The sequence below is a fragment of the Shumkonia mesophila genome (genome assembly GCF_026163695.1).
Lineage (GTDB): Bacteria > Pseudomonadota > Alphaproteobacteria > Rhodospirillales > Shumkoniaceae > Shumkonia > Shumkonia mesophila.
In genome coordinates this window covers 133,774-147,645 of sequence record NZ_JAOTID010000008.1, presented here as the reverse complement: position 1 = coordinate 147,645, position 13,872 = coordinate 133,774, and the positions used below count along the sequence as shown (strand labels likewise).

Below are 13,872 nucleotides of genomic sequence, written 5' to 3'. Positions count from 1 at the left end.
GTCATGCCTCCTTGTCCGGCGCGGTGGCGGGCGTGGATACCGTCACGATAAAGGGCAACTCGCGGTAGCGCTCGGCATAATCGATTCCATAGCCGGCGATGAACAGGTCGCCGATGGTGAATCCCTTGAAATCGAGGCGCACCGTGACCCGCCGCCGGCTCGGCTTGTCGATCAGCGCGCAGGTCGAAATCCGCCCAACCTCCCGCTGGTCGAGCAGCGCCATGGCGTAGGTCAGCGACTGGCCGGTATCGACGATGTCGTCGACCAGAAGGACGGCGCGCCCGGAAACGTCGCCGGGCACGTCGCCCAGCAGATGGACCTCACCGCCGCTGGTCGTGCCCAGGCCATAGCTGCTGAGTCGCATGAATTCCACTTGCGGTGCCAAGCCCCGTCGATGCAGCGCCCGTACCAGGTCGGCGACGAAGACGAAGCTGCCCTTGAGCAGGCCGACGATCAGCAAATCCTTGGGCAGACGCCGGGCGATGTCGGCGGCCAGTTCGTCGACTCGTTGGGCAATGGCGGCTTCATCGAACAGCACGGGCATATCGGCCATGGTCATTCCTGCCTTCTTCCTTTCATGGACACGGGCCGAAAGACCTGCCAGCGCAACCCGGCCCTCGACCCGGCCCCTTGAATGGCATAAGAAAAGGAGCTTGACCAGCCGCAGTCGGATTTTGCCGCACCGCGGCTCCCGCCGAAAAGGGAGAGAACCGTGTCAGGCACCATCGAGCACTTCATCGACGGCCTGCCGAAGGCCGAGCTTCATCTGCATATCGAGGGCACGCTGGAGCCCGAGATGGTCTTCGCCTTGGCCGAACGAAATGGGCTGAAACTGCCCTACGCCTCCATCGAGGCGTTGCGCGCCGCCTATCGCTTCAAAGACCTTCAGGACTTCCTCAACCTCTATTACCAGGCCGCGCAGGTGCTGGTGACCGAGCGGGACTTCTTCGATCTGACCCGCGCCTATCTGGCGCGCGCCGCCGCCGACGGCGTGCGCCATGCCGAGATCTTCTTCGATCCGCAGACCCACACCAAACGGGGGGTGCCGATGGCGGCTGTCGTCGATGGCATCGTAGCGGCGCTGGCCGAGGCGGAACGCGAGCGGGGCCTGACCTCGCGGCTCATCCTTTGCTTCCTGCGTGATCTCGATGCCGCCGACGCCATGGCGACGCTCGATGCCGCGCTGCCGTTCCGCCGGCATATTGCCGGCGTCGGGCTGGATTCGGCCGAGGCCGGCAATCCGCCCGCCAAGTTCGCCGAGGTTTTCCAGCGCGCCCGCGCGCTCGGCTTCAAGGGGGTGGCGCACGCCGGCGAAGAAGGGCCGGCCGCTTACGTCACGGCGGCGCTGGACGATCTCGGCGCCCTGCGCATCGACCATGGGGTGCGCTCGATCGACGATGCCGCCCTGGTGGAACGTCTCGCCCGATCACAGGTGCCGCTCACCGTCTGCCCGCTGTCCAACCAGTATCTCAGGGTCACCCCCGACCTTTCCCGCCACCCGCTGCGCGAACTGATGGCGGCCGGCGTCCTGGTGACGATCAATTCCGACGATCCCGCCTATTTCGGCGGCTACGTGAACGCCAACTACCGGGCGGTGCAGAAGGCCTTCGACTTGAGCCGTGCCGAATTGGCCGGGCTGGCCCGGGCCTCGTTTGCTGCCTCATGGCTGGATGCCGGGGCCAAGGCGAAGCGTATCGCCGAGGTCGAGGCCTACGCCGCGGCGGGGTGAGGCTTTAGCGGCCAAAAAACCGGCCGCGCCCACCGGGGGGTGGCGGCGCGGCCGGATGGGCCGTTCCCCAACGGGGATGGGTGGTGTCGGGAACGGCCCCACTGCCCGTCACACCTGACGTCTCGGTGCTCAGGCCCCCTCCGTACCGATGCCTGCCGCCAGAAGTTCGGCCAGGGAAACGACGCCGTCCTGGTTGGTATCCAGCGAATCGTAATCCTCGTCCTCCTCTTCCGACGAGGCGCCGCCGGCCTGGGGCGGCGGGGCGGCCTCGCTCGCGGCCGCTGCGAATTCCTCCTCGTCGACCGACCCGTCGCCGTTGGCGTCGAGTTCGGTAAACACTTCTTTCAGCTGGTCGTCCGAGATGCCGCTGCCCGCTTCCTCGGCGGCGGCCAGGAATTCCTCTTCGTCGATGGCGCCGTCACCATTGGCATCCATTTTGGCGAACAGGTCTTCCGGCGGTGTGAAGCGATCCTCCTGGGCGGACAGCAGCACCGCCATGTCCGCCGGGTCGAGCTGTTGCGCGGCCGACACGAATTCCAGTTGACTCAAGGTGCCGTCGCCGTCGGTGTCGAGGCCGGCGAACACCTCCGCCGCCGTCGTCGAGGCGCTCGACGCCCCGTCCATCGCCGACAGGAATTCGCTTTCGGTCACGGCGGCGTCGCCGTCGGTGTCCATCCGTTGGAAAAGCTGCGCCAGCAACGAAGCCGCCGAGCCATCGAAGTAGGAACTGGTACCGGAAATCATTGTTGAAACCTCCTTGGACGCTGGGCGCGATCCCGTACGCCCGGCAAAACCGCCATCCAGGAAGGTTACACGGCGGGGGCGCCGAAACCTGGCGCTCCAAATTTGCCTTGCCCCGGAAAAGCGAACGCCCGCGCCGAAGGCCGGCGCGGGCGTCTGAAGCTTACCGAGGAAGGGACGGCGTCTACTGAAGGATGCCGGCCTCCTTGGCCGAGGTCAGGATGTCCTTCCTGGCCTTGGCCATGAACTTGTCCAGCTCGGGGCCGTAGGGGGCGTTGAGCATGGCGAAGCCGGCGTCTTCCATCTGCTTGATAAAGGCCGGATCATGGTTGATGGCCTCGAACATCTCACCCAGCTTCTTGCGGACGGGCTCGGGCGTCGATTTCGGCACGGCGATGCCGCGATAGGTGCCGTCGACCAGGTCGAAACCCAGTTCCTTGAAGGTCGGCACGTTGGGGAAGCCGGAATGGCGCTTGTCCATGGCCACCGCCAGCATGCGGGTGCCGGGATACTGGGCGGGGACAGTGGGGTATCCCCACTGGGCCGAGACCTGTCCGCCGAGCAGCGCGGTTGCCGCCGGTGCAGTGCCGGAGAACGCCACATAAGTGGTCTTGACGCCTGCCATCTTGTCGAAGGTGACGGAGACGAGATGGGAGGTGGTGCCCTTGCCGGTGCCCGACATGGTGATCTTGCCGGGATTGGCCTTGGCGTAGTCGATGAAGTCCTTGAGCGTCTTGAACTCGCTGTCGTCCTTCACCACGATGGCGCTCGGCGTGTAGTGGAACATGTGGATGTTGACCAACTCCTCGGTCTTGTATCCGACATCCTTCTGCGCCGGCTGCAGGACGATGTGGGGCAGATTGGTGCCCATGACGACGTAGCCATTGCCGGCCATGCCGTTGATCTGGGCCCAGGCCACCGCGCCGCCGCCGCCGTCCTTGTAGGAAATCACCAGGTCCTGGCCGAACATCTTTTTGAAGAATGGCTGCTGGAAGCGGGCCGTGACGTCGGATTCGCCACCAGGCTTGAAGGGGATGATGTAGCTCACCGGCTTGTCCGGGAATTCCGCCGCAGCGGGAACTGCCAGCGCGAAAGTTGCGGCGAGTACCGCGGCCGCCGCCGTTATTGTGATTTTCTTGAAAGACGTCATAGTTCCTCCCATTGGATTATGTCTTTGGCACCCCGCGATCCCGCGGAGGGCGTCGACACCTTCGACTATAGGGCCGGCCCGGCGCCGTCGGGTATCGGCAAATACCCTTAAGCGGGCCGGCGGTCGCGGGGGCGAACGGGCGATTCGTCATTCCCGGTATCTCCGCCGTCCGTGATCGGCTACAATCGAGTGGCGATCGGCTGGGGCCGAACCGGCAGGGGCCGGTTCCGGGAGCCCGGTGCCGCCAGTTCCCGTCTGCCTTGCTAGCCGGTGTGCCGGCGGCAGAACCGCTTTCGGCGGCAGGACGACCCCTAGGGGCGCCCGCCGCTGTTTCACCGTCATCGGCGCGCCATCGCGCCCCGTCATCCTGCCTGAACCGGAGGACCGCCACATGAAATCGGGACACAAGGCCGAAGAAGCCCGCCGCCGCGCCCACGCGCAGTTCGCCAAGCCGAAGGCGGGGGAAGCCAAGGGGCTCAGCGACTACGAGAAAGCCAAGCGGGTGACGGCGGCCAAGACGGTGCGCCTCAGGGCGCTCCGTCTGGAAAAGGAAGCGGCCGACCGCGAGGTCGCCGAAAAAGCCGTGGCCGCTGGCGTCAAGCCGCCGAAGAAAACCAAGGCAGGCCGCAGCGAGCCCGTCGTCGAGGAAGAGGATGCGGAGGCCGATGCCGAAGGCGAGCGCGAGATCGGCGAGCCTCATTTCGAGGAAGGGGGCGAATCCGAGTTCGACGAATAACGGGCGATACTCCGTCCGGTTCCCATTCATCGGCATACCCGTACTTGGGGCGGGCGCCTGTCTCCTTACGCTCCCTTAAGTCGTTATGGCCGGGCTTGATTCGGCCATCTACGTCTTTGCTTCCGGCGTTTATGAAGACGTGGGCCTGCCTTCGCCGAAGCGAAGCCGCTTCGGTTTCGCGCAGGCAGGTGCCAGCAAAAAGATGCGGTGATCGGGCGTGACGGGAGGAAGGGGAGAGGGGGCCCTAGAACCTCGGGATGTCCGGGAATCGGGTCTGGCCGCCCTTGACGTGGACGCGGCCCAACTCGGCGCAGTTGTGCAGCGTCGGGAAGACCTTGCCAGGATTGAGCAGGCCGCCCGGGTCGAAGGCGCACTTCAAGCGTTCCTGGTGGGCGAGGTCGGCCTCGTCGAACATGGTGCCCATCAGGTCGCGCTTCTCGACCCCCACCCCGTGCTCACCGGTCAGGACGCCGCCCACCTCGACGCACAAGGTCAGGATGTCGGCGCCGAAGGCTTCGGCTTTCTCCAACTCGCCGGGATTGTTGGCGTCGTAGAGAATCAGCGGGTGCAGGTTGCCGTCACCGGCGTGAAAGACATTGGCGACGTCGAGCCCATAGCGGCCGGTCATCTGGCGGATGGCGGACAGCACCTCGGCCAGCCGGTGGCGCGGGATGGTGCCATCCATACAGTAGTAGTCGGGGGCCAGGCGGCCCACCGCCGGGAAGGCCGCCTTGCGGCCGGCCCAGAATTTCAGCCGCTCGGCCTCGCTCTCGCTGACCCTGACGGAGACGGCGCCGCAGTCCTCGGCGATGGAGCGCACGCGCTCGATCAGGTGGGCGACCTCGGCCCCCGGGCCGTCCAGTTCGACGATCAGAATGGCCTCGACGTCGAGCGGATAGCCGGCATGGACGAAATCCTCACTGGCCTTGGTGGCCAGGCGGTCCATCATCTCCATGCCGCCAGGGATGATGCCGGCCGAGATGATGGCGGCGACGCAGTCGCCGGCCGATTCGTTGGAGGGAAAGCCGATGAGCAGCGCGCGGGCGATTTCCGGCTTCTGGAGGATGCGCACCGTGACTTCGGTGATGACGCCCAGGAGGCCCTCCGAGCCGGTAGCGATGCCCAGCAGGTCGTACGCCTCGGAGTCCATGTGGCGGCCGCCCAGGCGGACCACTTCGCCGTTCATCAGCACCATCTCGACGCCGAGCAGGTTGTTGGTGGTCAACCCGTACTTCAGGCAATGCACGCCGCCGGCATTCTCGGCGACGTTGCCGCCGATCGAACAGGCAATCTGGCTGGACGGATCGGGCGCGTAGTAGAAGCCCTTGTGCTGCACGGCGCCGGTCAGGGCCAGGTTGGTGACGCCGGGCTGGGTGACGACGCAGCGGTTGTCCCAGTCGATCTCGAGGATCTTGTTGAACTTGCCCATGGCCAGCGTGATGCCGTCGGCCACCGGCAGGGCGCCGCCGGAAAGCGAGGTGCCAGCCCCGCGCGGCACCACCTTGACCCCGGCATCGTGGCAGTATTTGAGGATCTTCGAGACTTGGCCGACGGTCTCGGGCAGTACCACGATGAGGGGCAACTGGTGATACGCGGTCAGCCCGTCGCATTCATAGACGCGCAGCGCGTCCTCATCCACGATCACGCCATCGCCCGGCACGATCGCCTTGATCGCCGCGATGATCTCGTCGCGCTTGGCGATGACGGTGGAATCGGGGATGGGCATCTTCATGATCGGGCGTTCCTTGCGAACAGGCGGAGACGGCCAGCATAGCACGACTGGGCGGCGGCGGTCATCCTGCGGGTGGCGATTATTTGCATCCCAAAGGGCTGGAATTGGCGATCCAAAGGATTATGCTGGGGGAGGCCGGCCCGCCATGGGCCGGGGGAGAACACGGGAGCCCCACTGCTTAGGGGGCCGTCGAGGAAATGGTCCATCGAAGGATGCGGTTGCGCCACCCGCTGGCGCGCGAGATTGCGGTCGTGCTGGTCGTCAAGGTGCTGGCGCTGGCTGCCCTCTACATTGCCTTTTTCGGCCCGGCCCATCGCCCAGAGGTGACTCCCGAAACGATGGAGCGGGCCATCCTCGGTGCCGCTTCCCCCGTCGTCCCCGCCGGCCCGTCGCCGACCCTGTTCTGCCATTCGACCGATTCGCGGAGGACCGTCCATCATGTTTGACCTCGACGTGGTCGAGTTGTCGCGCCTGCAGTTCGCGCTGACCGCCCTTTACCACTTCCTGTTCGTGCCGCTGACGCTGGGGCTCAGCCTCATCGTCGCCATCATGGAAAGCGTCTATGTGATGACCGGGCGCCCCGTCTGGCGCGACATGACCAAGTTCTGGGGCCTGCTGTTCGGCATCAATTTCGCCATGGGGGTGGCCACCGGCATCACCATGGAATTCCAGTTCGGCACCAACTGGGCCTACTACTCGCAGTACGTCGGCGACATCTTCGGCGTGCCGCTGGCCGTCGAGGGGCTGATGGCGTTTTTCCTGGAGGCCACCTTCGTCGGGCTTTTCTTCTTCGGCTGGGACAAACTCTCGAAGCTTGGGCACCTGACCGTGACCTGGCTGGTCGCTATCGGCTCCAACCTCTCGGCGCTGTGGATTCTCATCGCCAACGCCTGGATGCAGAATCCGGTGGGGGCGCATTTCAACTACCAGACCATGCGCATGGAGCTGACCGACTTCTACGACGTCTTCTTCAACCCGGTGGCGCAGTCGAAATTCGTCCACACGGTGGGTGCCGGCTACGTGACGGGCGCCATCTTCGTGATGGCGATCAGCGCCTTCTACGTCCTGCGCGGGCGCGACCTGGCCTTCGCCAAGCGCTCGATGACGGTGGCCGCCAGCTTCGGCCTGGCCTCGGCGCTTTCCGTCGTCGTCCTGGGCGACGAGAGCGGCTACACAGCGACCGAGCACCAGAAGATGAAGATCGCCGCCATCGAGGGCATGTGGGAAACCGAGGAGGCGCCGGCGGCCTTCACCGTCTTCGGCCTGCCCGACCGCGAGGCCCGCACCACCCATTACGAGGTCAAGATCCCCTGGATGCTGGGGCTGATTGCGACGCGCTCGATCAGCAAGGAGGTTCCCGGCATCAACGAACTGGTGCAGAGGGCCGAAGGCAAGGTGCGCACCGGCATCATGGCCTATACCGCCCTGCGCGAACTCAGGGCCGATCCGAACAACACTCAGGCTCGCGACCTTCTCGAAGCTACTTCGGATACCCTGGGATACGGCCTGCTGCTCAAGCGCCACGCCGAAGACCCGGCGAAGGCCACCGACGAACAGATCCGGGCGGCGGCGTGGGACACGGTGCCCAATGTGGCGCCGCTGTTCTGGTCGTTCCGGATCATGGTGGGCTTGGGCTTCTACTTCATCGCCTTCTTCGCCTTCGCCTTTTACCTGTCGGCGCGGCGGCGGCTCGACCGTTACCGCTGGTACCTCAAGCTCGCCGTCCTCAGCCTGCCGCTGCCGTGGATTTCCTCGGAACTCGGCTGGATCGTCGCCGAGTACGGGCGCCAGCCGTGGGCGATCGAGGGCGTGCTGCCGACCTTCGCCGGGGTTTCCGGGGTATCGGCCGGCATGGTGTCGCTGAGCCTCGTCGGCTTCATCGTGTTCTATTCGGCGCTGGCCGTCGTCGACGTCTTCCTGATGGTCAAGTACGCGCGCATCGGGCCCTACGGCGAGCATCCGACGTCCAAGCCCGAGTTGGCGGCATAGGGAAGGGAGGCAGCTATGACGTTCCTCGATTACGAAACGCTGCGCGTCATCTGGTGGGTGCTGCTGGGCGTGCTCTTGATCGGCTTTGCCATCATGGACGGCTTCGACCTCGGCGTGGCGGCGCTGCTGCCGGTGGTCGGGCGCACCGACACCGAACGGCGCGTGCTCATCAACTGCCTGGGCCCGGTGTGGGAGGGAAACCAGGTGTGGTTCATCCTGGGTGGCGGCGCCATCTTCGCCGCCTGGCCGCCGCTCTACGCGGTCAGCTTTTCGGGCTTCTACATTGCCATGTTCCTGGTGCTGGTGGCCCTCATCCTGCGCCCCGTCGGCTTCAAATTCCGGGGCAAGCTGCCGTCGCCCCGCTGGCGCAACGCCTGGGACGGCGCGCTCACCGTCGGGGGCTTCGTGCCATCTCTCATCTTCGGGGTGGCGGTGGGCAACGTACTGCAGGGGGTGCCGTTCGCCTTCGACGAGACGCTCAGGGTCACCTACACCGGCGGCTTCTTCGACTTGCTCAACCCGTTCGCCCTGCTTTGCGGGGTGATCAGCGTCGCCATGCTCGTCATGCACGGCGGCATTTTCATCGCGCTCAAGACCGAAGGGGTCATCGCGGCGCGCGGGGCGTTTGCGGCGATGCTGGCGGCACCGCTCATGGTGGCCCTCTTCGTCGCCGCCGGGGCGTGGATCGCCTATGGCATCGACGGCTACGCCTTCGCGGCGGCCTCGATCAACGACGGGCCCTCCAACCCCCTGGGCAAGGAGGTGGTGGTCAGGACCGGCGGCTGGCTCGCCAACTACGCCGCGTGGCCGTTGACGATGGTGGTGCCGGGCCTCGGCATCGTTGGCGCCGTCGGCGCCGTGCTGCTGCTGAAAATGCGCCGCCCGGGGGCGGCGTTCGTGGCCAGTGCTGCCGGCGTTGCCGGCGTCGTCGGCACGGTGGGCGTCAGCATGTTCCCGTTCCTGCTTCCGTCCAGTACCGACCCGGGCAGCAGCCTGACGGTGTGGGACTCGTCTTCCAGTCACCTCACCCTATTTATCATGCTGGTCGCGACGCTCGTTTTCATGCCGATCATCCTTGCCTACACGTCGTGGGTATTCCGGGTGTTGCGGGGCAAGGTGACGGCCGAATACGTCGAAGGCAACCCGAGCGGAACCTACTGAGGAGGCCAAGGCTATGTGGTATTTCGCGTGGGTTCTGGGACTGGGGTTCATCGTCGTGCTGGCCATCCTCAACGCCATGTGGATGGAACTCGACGCCGACGACACCGGCGGCAAATAACCGGCCGATGCCGTGCCTGCCCCGGCTGCGCCTGGTCCTGTTCCTGGCCGTCGCGCCGGGATGGACGATGGTGGCCGGCGGGACTGGCGCCGCCGACATCGAGGGGCGGCTGGAAGCGGGAGGTTCGGCCGCCGTCATCGAGGTGATCGACGGCGACACGCTGCGGCTGGGTGACGGCCGCCAGGTCCGTCTGGTCGGCCTCCAGGCGCCAAAATTACCCTTGGGCCGCCCCGGCTTCGTCGAATGGCCGCTGGCCGAAACCGCCCGCCAGGCACTTGCCGAACTGACCCGGGGGCGTACCGTGCGCCTCGCCTATGGCGGCGCCCGCATGGACCGCTACCGCCGCGCACTGGCCCATCTGTTCGTCGGCGCCGACACCTGGGTGCAGGGCGAGATGCTGAGCCGTGGCTTGGCCCGGGTCTACACCTTCCCCGACAACCGGGCGCTGGCCGCCGAGATGTACGCCCGCGAAGAGGTGGCGCGCCGCCAAGGGCGGGGAATCTGGGGCCATCCTTTCTATCGGCTGCGTACCGCCGAAACGGTCAAGCGCGACGAGGGAACCTTTCAGATCGTCGAGGCCGGCGTGCTGCGGGCGGCGCGCGTGCGCGACCGCGTGTTCCTCAACTTCGCCCAGGACTGGCGCGACGATTTCACGGTGACGATCGATGCCGACATCCTGGCGTCCTTCGTCGCCGCCGGGCTCGATCCGCTGGCGCTGGAGGGGACGCAAATCCGCGTGCGCGGCTGGATCAAGACCTGGAACGGCCCGCTGATCGAGGCGACCCACCCCGAGCAGATCGAGGTGCTGTCGGGGCGGTGACGGGAAATCAGGCGGCGGCGGCCTTGAGGGCGGCGTTCACCGCCGCGATCTGGTCCTCGACCGAGATATCGATCATCGAGGTGACTTCCAGTGCCCGGTGCTCGAAGACGTCGGTGCCGGGGTGGCGGTCCTGCCAGTCGGCGATGGCGGCGTCGCGCTGGACGAGCAGCGTCTCGATCTGCGGCAGGAACAGTTGCACCATGGCGGTGATCCAGATGTTGACCGGCCACGACGGATAGGCGAGGTCCATGCGGAAGCGGTCGAGCAGGCGGGCGACGTCGGGGGCGGCGTACCAGGTTTCGCCGGTGACCCAGCGGTTGGTTGTGAACAGCCGGACGGGATAGCCGGCCCGGTCCATGGAAATCGCCACCAGATGGCAAGGCGAGTCGTCGGGGTCGCCGGACGGCGCGGCGCCGGCGGCCGGCTTCATCCCCGCCGGCATGCCCTTGGGGCGCAGGAAGCAGTGAAAATGGCCGTGCTCGCCCTCCCGCTCTTCGACAGGGTGGGCGTGATAGTAGTACTGGGCGTGGGTTTCCCAGTCGTAGACGTCGCCCTTCGGGTAGTGGTCCCATTCGTAGAAGGTGTCCTGGCCGCGCAGGATCTCGCCCACCACGTTGGCGTCGGACTTGCCCAGCACCCGATAGCATTCGAGGATATCAAGGCCGGCTTCGGCCATCCGTTCAAGCCGGTCGCGGGGATGGTCGGTCACATCGCGCATCGTCGCTGTCCTTTCGCGGCGCCTGTTCCTTGTCCTTATGTCGGGGGTGGCACGGCGCCGTGCCACCCTTTGCCAGCGGAAACCGCGGGCGACGCTGCCGCCCGCGGTCTCCGTGCTTCAAGCAGGTCGAGTCGGGGGCCGGACTCTCCCTATTTCTTGGCGGCGCACGGGTTGGCCGGCTTGGCCGCACAGGGATTGGCGGCGTTCTTGGCGGCGCAGGGGTTGGTGCCGGCCTTGGCCGCGCACGGGTTGGCCTTGGCCGCGCAGGGATTGGCCGGGCCGCAGGCGGCCAGCTGAACGCCGGCCACCGGGGTCGACGACTTCGCCTGCGCCTGCGGCAAAACTTTCGCCTGTGCCTGCGGCAGGGCGACGAGGGTTCCGGCTCCGGTCAGGGCGGCGACACCAAGGGCGGCAACGGATTTCCTGAACATGATGAGTCTCTCCTGTGGGTGGATCGGTTGTTTCGGGGATCGTTCGGTTCATTGCGAATGAATGACAGTCGCAGATTTCCGGAGGACCGGCCAATCACGCCCCTTCAAAACGGCGTGATGGCGGCCGGTCTGCTGGGTAGCTGGTGTGATGCTGCCATAAGGCAAGCCCCACGGAGCATCTGAGCGCGTATTTTTATATTGATATCCATTATCAACATGTATAAAATAATTAAACAACATGATTATAATGTAAATAAGGTGTGGACATGGACAGGCGATTGATCGGTGCGTTTTTGGCGTGGGTGGTTCTTGGAGTGTCGGCGGCGTCGGCCGCGCCGCTGGTCGATGCGGCGTGGCTGCAGGCCAGCCTCAAGACCCCCAACCTGGTGGTCCTCGACATCCGCAACAAGATCGACGGCGGCTCGCGCGAGGTTTTCGAGGCCGGCCACATCCCCGGCGCCGTCTACAGCGATTACGGCACGGGCGGCTGGCGCACCGCGCAAAACGGCGTGCCCGGCATGCTGCCACCTCTGCCCGATCTGGAAAAGCTGATCGGCGGGCTGGGCATCGGCAACGGCTCGCACGTCGTCATCGTGCCGGGCGGGGTCAGCGCGCTCGATTACGGCAGCGCCACCCGGGTCTACTGGACCTTCAAGGTGCTGGGTCACGACGCCGTCTCCATTCTCGACGGCGGGTACAAGGGCTGGACCGCCGATCCGGCGCGTCCCGTGGAAAAGGGTGCCGCCTCGCCCCGGGCGGTGGCATTCAAAGCCGATTTCAGGCCCGAGCTGCTGGCCAGCAAGGACGACGTCAAGAAGGCCCTCGATGGCTCGGCTGCCCTGGTCGACAACCGCCCGGCCGAGCAGTTCGCGGGCCAGGCCAAGACCGACGTCGTGGCGCGGGCCGGCACCATCCCCGGCGCCGTCAGCATTCCGCAGGACGAGTTCTTCGACTCGCCCAGCGGCCGCTTTGCCGGGCTCGGCCGCTTGGCCGAGCTGTGGAAGACCAAGAAGGTCAGCGGCGAGACCGAGCAGATCACCTTCTGCAATACCGGCCATTGGGCGTCACTCGGCTGGTTCGCCTCGCACGAGCTGCTGGGCAACACCAAGACGCGCCTTTACGACGGTTCGATGAGCGAGTGGGCCGGACAGGCCGACCTGCCGGTCGAGAAGGGGTCGGGCTCGTGACCCCGACGCCCGTTCACCCGACGGGGACGCCCGCCTTCATCACAATGGCGTGCGTCCCTGTTTTTCCCCGTCGCCCCGGACCATCTGACAGGTTGATATTCCAGGAGTTACGTTCATGAACACGCTTGTTCAGGCCTTGAGGTTGCGCCCGTCGGCGATCGGCGTCGGCGCCGACGCGCGGACGGTGGCGGTCGCCGCCGGCGGCCTGCTGGTGGGGGCTCTTCTCTTACTGCGGGGCGTTTCCGGGCAAATGGCCGCCCTCCTTCTGATCGGCGGCGCGCTCGGCCTCGTTCTCTATCATGCCGCCTTCGGCTTCACTTCGGCGTGGCGCGTCTTCATCGCCGACCGCCAGGGCGCCGGCCTCAGGGCCCAGATGCTGATGCTGGCGGTGGCCACCCTATTGTTCCTGCCGGTCCTGGCGACCGGCAGCCTGTTCGGCCAGCCGGTGGCCGGCGCCGTGGCCCCGGTCGGGGTGTCGCTGCTGGTCGGCGCCTTTATGTTCGGCGCCGGCATGCAACTGGGTGGCGGCTGCGCTTCGGGCACGCTCTTCACGGCCGGCGGCGGCAACACCCGCATGTGGATCACGCTCGCCGCCTTCATCGCCGGCTCGGTGATCGCCACCGCGCACGTGCCGTGGTGGTTCGAACAGCCGGCGCTGCCGACGATCTCGCTGCTGGACACCTTTGGGCTCGAAGGTGCCATCGCCCTGCAGCTGGCGGCCTTCGCCGCCATCGCCGGGCTGACCGTGGTATTGGAGCGCCGCCGTCACGGGCGGCTTCTCCCCGAGGGGCAGACGGATCGCCGCGGCCTGGCACGCCTGATCGCTGGGCCGTGGCCCCTGGTGTGGGGGGCGCTTGCCCTGGCCGGGCTCAATTTCCTGACCCTGGGTGTGGCCGGCCATCCGTGGGGCATCACCTACGGGCTGACCCTGTGGGGCGCCAAGATTGCCTCGGGGCTGGGTGTCGACGTCGCCGCATGGGAATTCTGGACCTGGCCGTTCCACAAGAACGCCCTGGCCGGCAGCGTATTTGCCAACACCACTTCGGTGATGAACTTCGGGATCGTCGCCGGCGCCCTGCTGGCGGCCGGCCTGGCCGGACGCTTCGCGCCCTCGGCCCCGTGGCGGCTGCCCGTACGCTCGGTATTGGCCGCCATCATCGGCGGCCTGCTGATGGGCTATGGGGCGAGGCTCGCCTTCGGGTGCAACATCGGCGCCTATTTCAGCGGCATCGCCTCGGCCAGCCTGCACGGCTGGGTGTGGTTCGTGGCGGCGATGGCGGGATCGGTGCTGGGCACCCGGCTTCGGCCCCTATTCGGGCTTGCCGTCGAACGGGCCCGCCTGACCGGCTGCTGATCCTCG

15 protein-coding genes are annotated in these 13,872 nt (G+C 66.5%); 9 read left to right on the top strand and 6 right to left on the bottom strand.

Annotated features, from left to right (window positions below; genetic code table 11):
- Position 1: 1 nt before the first annotated feature.
- Entirely contained in the window at positions 2-559 is a 558-nt protein-coding gene (hpt, locus tag ODR01_RS14750) for a hypoxanthine phosphoribosyltransferase (RefSeq protein ID WP_316978441.1), read from the bottom strand.
- A 153-nt stretch (positions 560-712) separates the two neighbouring features.
- Here hpt and ODR01_RS14745 point away from each other — a divergent pair, with 153 nt between their 5' ends.
- A complete protein-coding gene (locus ODR01_RS14745; protein ID WP_316978440.1) occupies positions 713-1,729 on the top strand; it encodes an adenosine deaminase in 1,017 nt (338 codons plus the stop codon).
- Between the two features lie 129 nt (positions 1,730-1,858).
- Here the strand turns inward: ODR01_RS14745 and ODR01_RS14740 are convergent, their stop codons facing one another.
- Together ODR01_RS14740 and ODR01_RS14735 are read right to left on the bottom strand one after the other, a co-directional pair.
- The gene (locus ODR01_RS14740) at positions 1,859-2,473 is read right to left on the bottom strand and encodes an EF-hand domain-containing protein (protein ID WP_316978439.1); all 615 of its coding nucleotides are present in this window, start codon (positions 2,471-2,473) and stop codon (positions 1,859-1,861) included.
- Positions 2,474-2,654: 181 nt separating this feature from the next.
- Positions 2,655-3,620, bottom strand: a complete 966-nt coding sequence (locus ODR01_RS14735; protein ID WP_316978438.1) for a tripartite tricarboxylate transporter substrate binding protein — start codon at positions 3,618-3,620, stop codon at positions 2,655-2,657.
- A gap of 391 nt (positions 3,621-4,011) precedes the next feature.
- Here ODR01_RS14735 and ODR01_RS14730 point away from each other — a divergent pair, with 391 nt between their 5' ends.
- Positions 4,012-4,356 (top strand): hypothetical protein, encoded by a 345-nt coding sequence (locus ODR01_RS14730; RefSeq protein ID WP_316978437.1) that lies wholly within the window; start codon positions 4,012-4,014, stop codon positions 4,354-4,356.
- 244 nt (positions 4,357-4,600) lie between these two features.
- Here the strand turns inward: ODR01_RS14730 and ODR01_RS14725 are convergent, their stop codons facing one another.
- Positions 4,601-6,088: an FAD-linked oxidase C-terminal domain-containing protein gene (locus ODR01_RS14725; protein WP_316978436.1), complete on the bottom strand. Its 1,488-nt coding sequence runs from the start codon at positions 6,086-6,088 to the stop codon at positions 4,601-4,603.
- 212 nt (positions 6,089-6,300) lie between these two features.
- Here ODR01_RS14725 and cydP point away from each other — a divergent pair, with 212 nt between their 5' ends.
- Genes cydP through ODR01_RS14700 form a run of 5 tightly spaced genes read left to right on the top strand, consistent with a single transcriptional unit; the run spans position 6,301 to position 10,176 of the window.
- A complete protein-coding gene (gene cydP, locus ODR01_RS14720) occupies positions 6,301-6,534 on the top strand; it encodes a cytochrome oxidase putative small subunit CydP (RefSeq protein WP_316978435.1) in 234 nt (77 codons plus the stop codon).
- Positions 6,527-8,077, top strand: coding sequence for a cytochrome ubiquinol oxidase subunit I (locus ODR01_RS14715; protein WP_316978434.1), 1,551 nt, complete (start codon positions 6,527-6,529; stop codon positions 8,075-8,077). Before cydP ends, ODR01_RS14715 begins: the two co-directional genes overlap by 8 nt.
- 15 nt (positions 8,078-8,092) lie before the next feature.
- Positions 8,093-9,238, top strand: a complete 1,146-nt coding sequence (gene cydB / locus ODR01_RS14710) for a cytochrome d ubiquinol oxidase subunit II (RefSeq protein WP_316978433.1) — start codon at positions 8,093-8,095, stop codon at positions 9,236-9,238.
- A gap of 13 nt (positions 9,239-9,251) precedes the next feature.
- Complete coding sequence (gene cydX, locus ODR01_RS14705; protein WP_316978432.1) at positions 9,252-9,356, top strand: cytochrome bd-I oxidase subunit CydX; 105 nt, start codon at positions 9,252-9,254, stop codon at positions 9,354-9,356.
- A gap of 7 nt (positions 9,357-9,363) precedes the next feature.
- Complete coding sequence (locus tag ODR01_RS14700; RefSeq protein WP_316978431.1) at positions 9,364-10,176, top strand: thermonuclease family protein; 813 nt, start codon at positions 9,364-9,366, stop codon at positions 10,174-10,176.
- A gap of 7 nt (positions 10,177-10,183) precedes the next feature.
- Here the strand turns inward: ODR01_RS14700 and ODR01_RS14695 are convergent, their stop codons facing one another.
- Together ODR01_RS14695 and ODR01_RS14690 are read right to left on the bottom strand one after the other, a co-directional pair.
- The gene (locus ODR01_RS14695) at positions 10,184-10,894 is read right to left on the bottom strand and encodes a DUF6969 family protein (protein ID WP_316978430.1); all 711 of its coding nucleotides are present in this window, start codon (positions 10,892-10,894) and stop codon (positions 10,184-10,186) included.
- A gap of 149 nt (positions 10,895-11,043) precedes the next feature.
- Positions 11,044-11,325: a hypothetical protein gene (locus ODR01_RS14690; protein WP_316978429.1), complete on the bottom strand. Its 282-nt coding sequence runs from the start codon at positions 11,323-11,325 to the stop codon at positions 11,044-11,046.
- A gap of 266 nt (positions 11,326-11,591) precedes the next feature.
- On the opposite strand from ODR01_RS14690, the gene ODR01_RS14685 reads away from it, so the two are divergent.
- Positions 11,592-12,512, top strand: a complete 921-nt coding sequence (locus ODR01_RS14685) for a sulfurtransferase (RefSeq protein ID WP_316978428.1) — start codon at positions 11,592-11,594, stop codon at positions 12,510-12,512.
- A 115-nt stretch (positions 12,513-12,627) separates the two neighbouring features.
- Positions 12,628-13,866 (top strand): YeeE/YedE family protein, encoded by a 1,239-nt coding sequence (locus ODR01_RS14680; RefSeq protein WP_316978427.1) that lies wholly within the window; start codon positions 12,628-12,630, stop codon positions 13,864-13,866.
- Positions 13,867-13,872 lie beyond the last annotated feature (6 nt).

What these genes read in the sequence shown, in the direction of transcription:
- hpt (WP_316978441.1), bottom strand. Translation starts at nt 559, where the DNA reads ATGACCATGGCCGATATGCCCGTGCTGTTCGATGAAGCCGCCATTGCC.
- ODR01_RS14740 (WP_316978439.1), bottom strand. Translation starts at nt 2,473, where the DNA reads ATGATTTCCGGTACCAGTTCCTACTTCGATGGCTCGGCGGCTTCGTTG.
- ODR01_RS14735 (WP_316978438.1), bottom strand. Translation starts at nt 3,620, where the DNA reads ATGACGTCTTTCAAGAAAATCACAATAACGGCGGCGGCCGCGGTACTC.
- ODR01_RS14730 (WP_316978437.1), top strand. Translation starts at nt 4,012, where the DNA reads ATGAAATCGGGACACAAGGCCGAAGAAGCCCGCCGCCGCGCCCACGCG.
- ODR01_RS14725 (WP_316978436.1), bottom strand. Translation starts at nt 6,088, where the DNA reads ATGAAGATGCCCATCCCCGATTCCACCGTCATCGCCAAGCGCGACGAG.
- cydP (WP_316978435.1), top strand. Translation starts at nt 6,301, where the DNA reads ATGCGGTTGCGCCACCCGCTGGCGCGCGAGATTGCGGTCGTGCTGGTC.
- ODR01_RS14715 (WP_316978434.1), top strand. Translation starts at nt 6,527, where the DNA reads ATGTTTGACCTCGACGTGGTCGAGTTGTCGCGCCTGCAGTTCGCGCTG.
- cydB (WP_316978433.1), top strand. Translation starts at nt 8,093, where the DNA reads ATGACGTTCCTCGATTACGAAACGCTGCGCGTCATCTGGTGGGTGCTG.
- cydX (WP_316978432.1), top strand. Translation starts at nt 9,252, where the DNA reads ATGTGGTATTTCGCGTGGGTTCTGGGACTGGGGTTCATCGTCGTGCTG.
- ODR01_RS14700 (WP_316978431.1), top strand. Translation starts at nt 9,364, where the DNA reads ATGCCGTGCCTGCCCCGGCTGCGCCTGGTCCTGTTCCTGGCCGTCGCG.
- ODR01_RS14695 (WP_316978430.1), bottom strand. Translation starts at nt 10,894, where the DNA reads ATGCGCGATGTGACCGACCATCCCCGCGACCGGCTTGAACGGATGGCC.
- ODR01_RS14690 (WP_316978429.1), bottom strand. Translation starts at nt 11,325, where the DNA reads ATGTTCAGGAAATCCGTTGCCGCCCTTGGTGTCGCCGCCCTGACCGGA.
- ODR01_RS14685 (WP_316978428.1), top strand. Translation starts at nt 11,592, where the DNA reads ATGGACAGGCGATTGATCGGTGCGTTTTTGGCGTGGGTGGTTCTTGGA.
- ODR01_RS14680 (WP_316978427.1), top strand. Translation starts at nt 12,628, where the DNA reads ATGAACACGCTTGTTCAGGCCTTGAGGTTGCGCCCGTCGGCGATCGGC.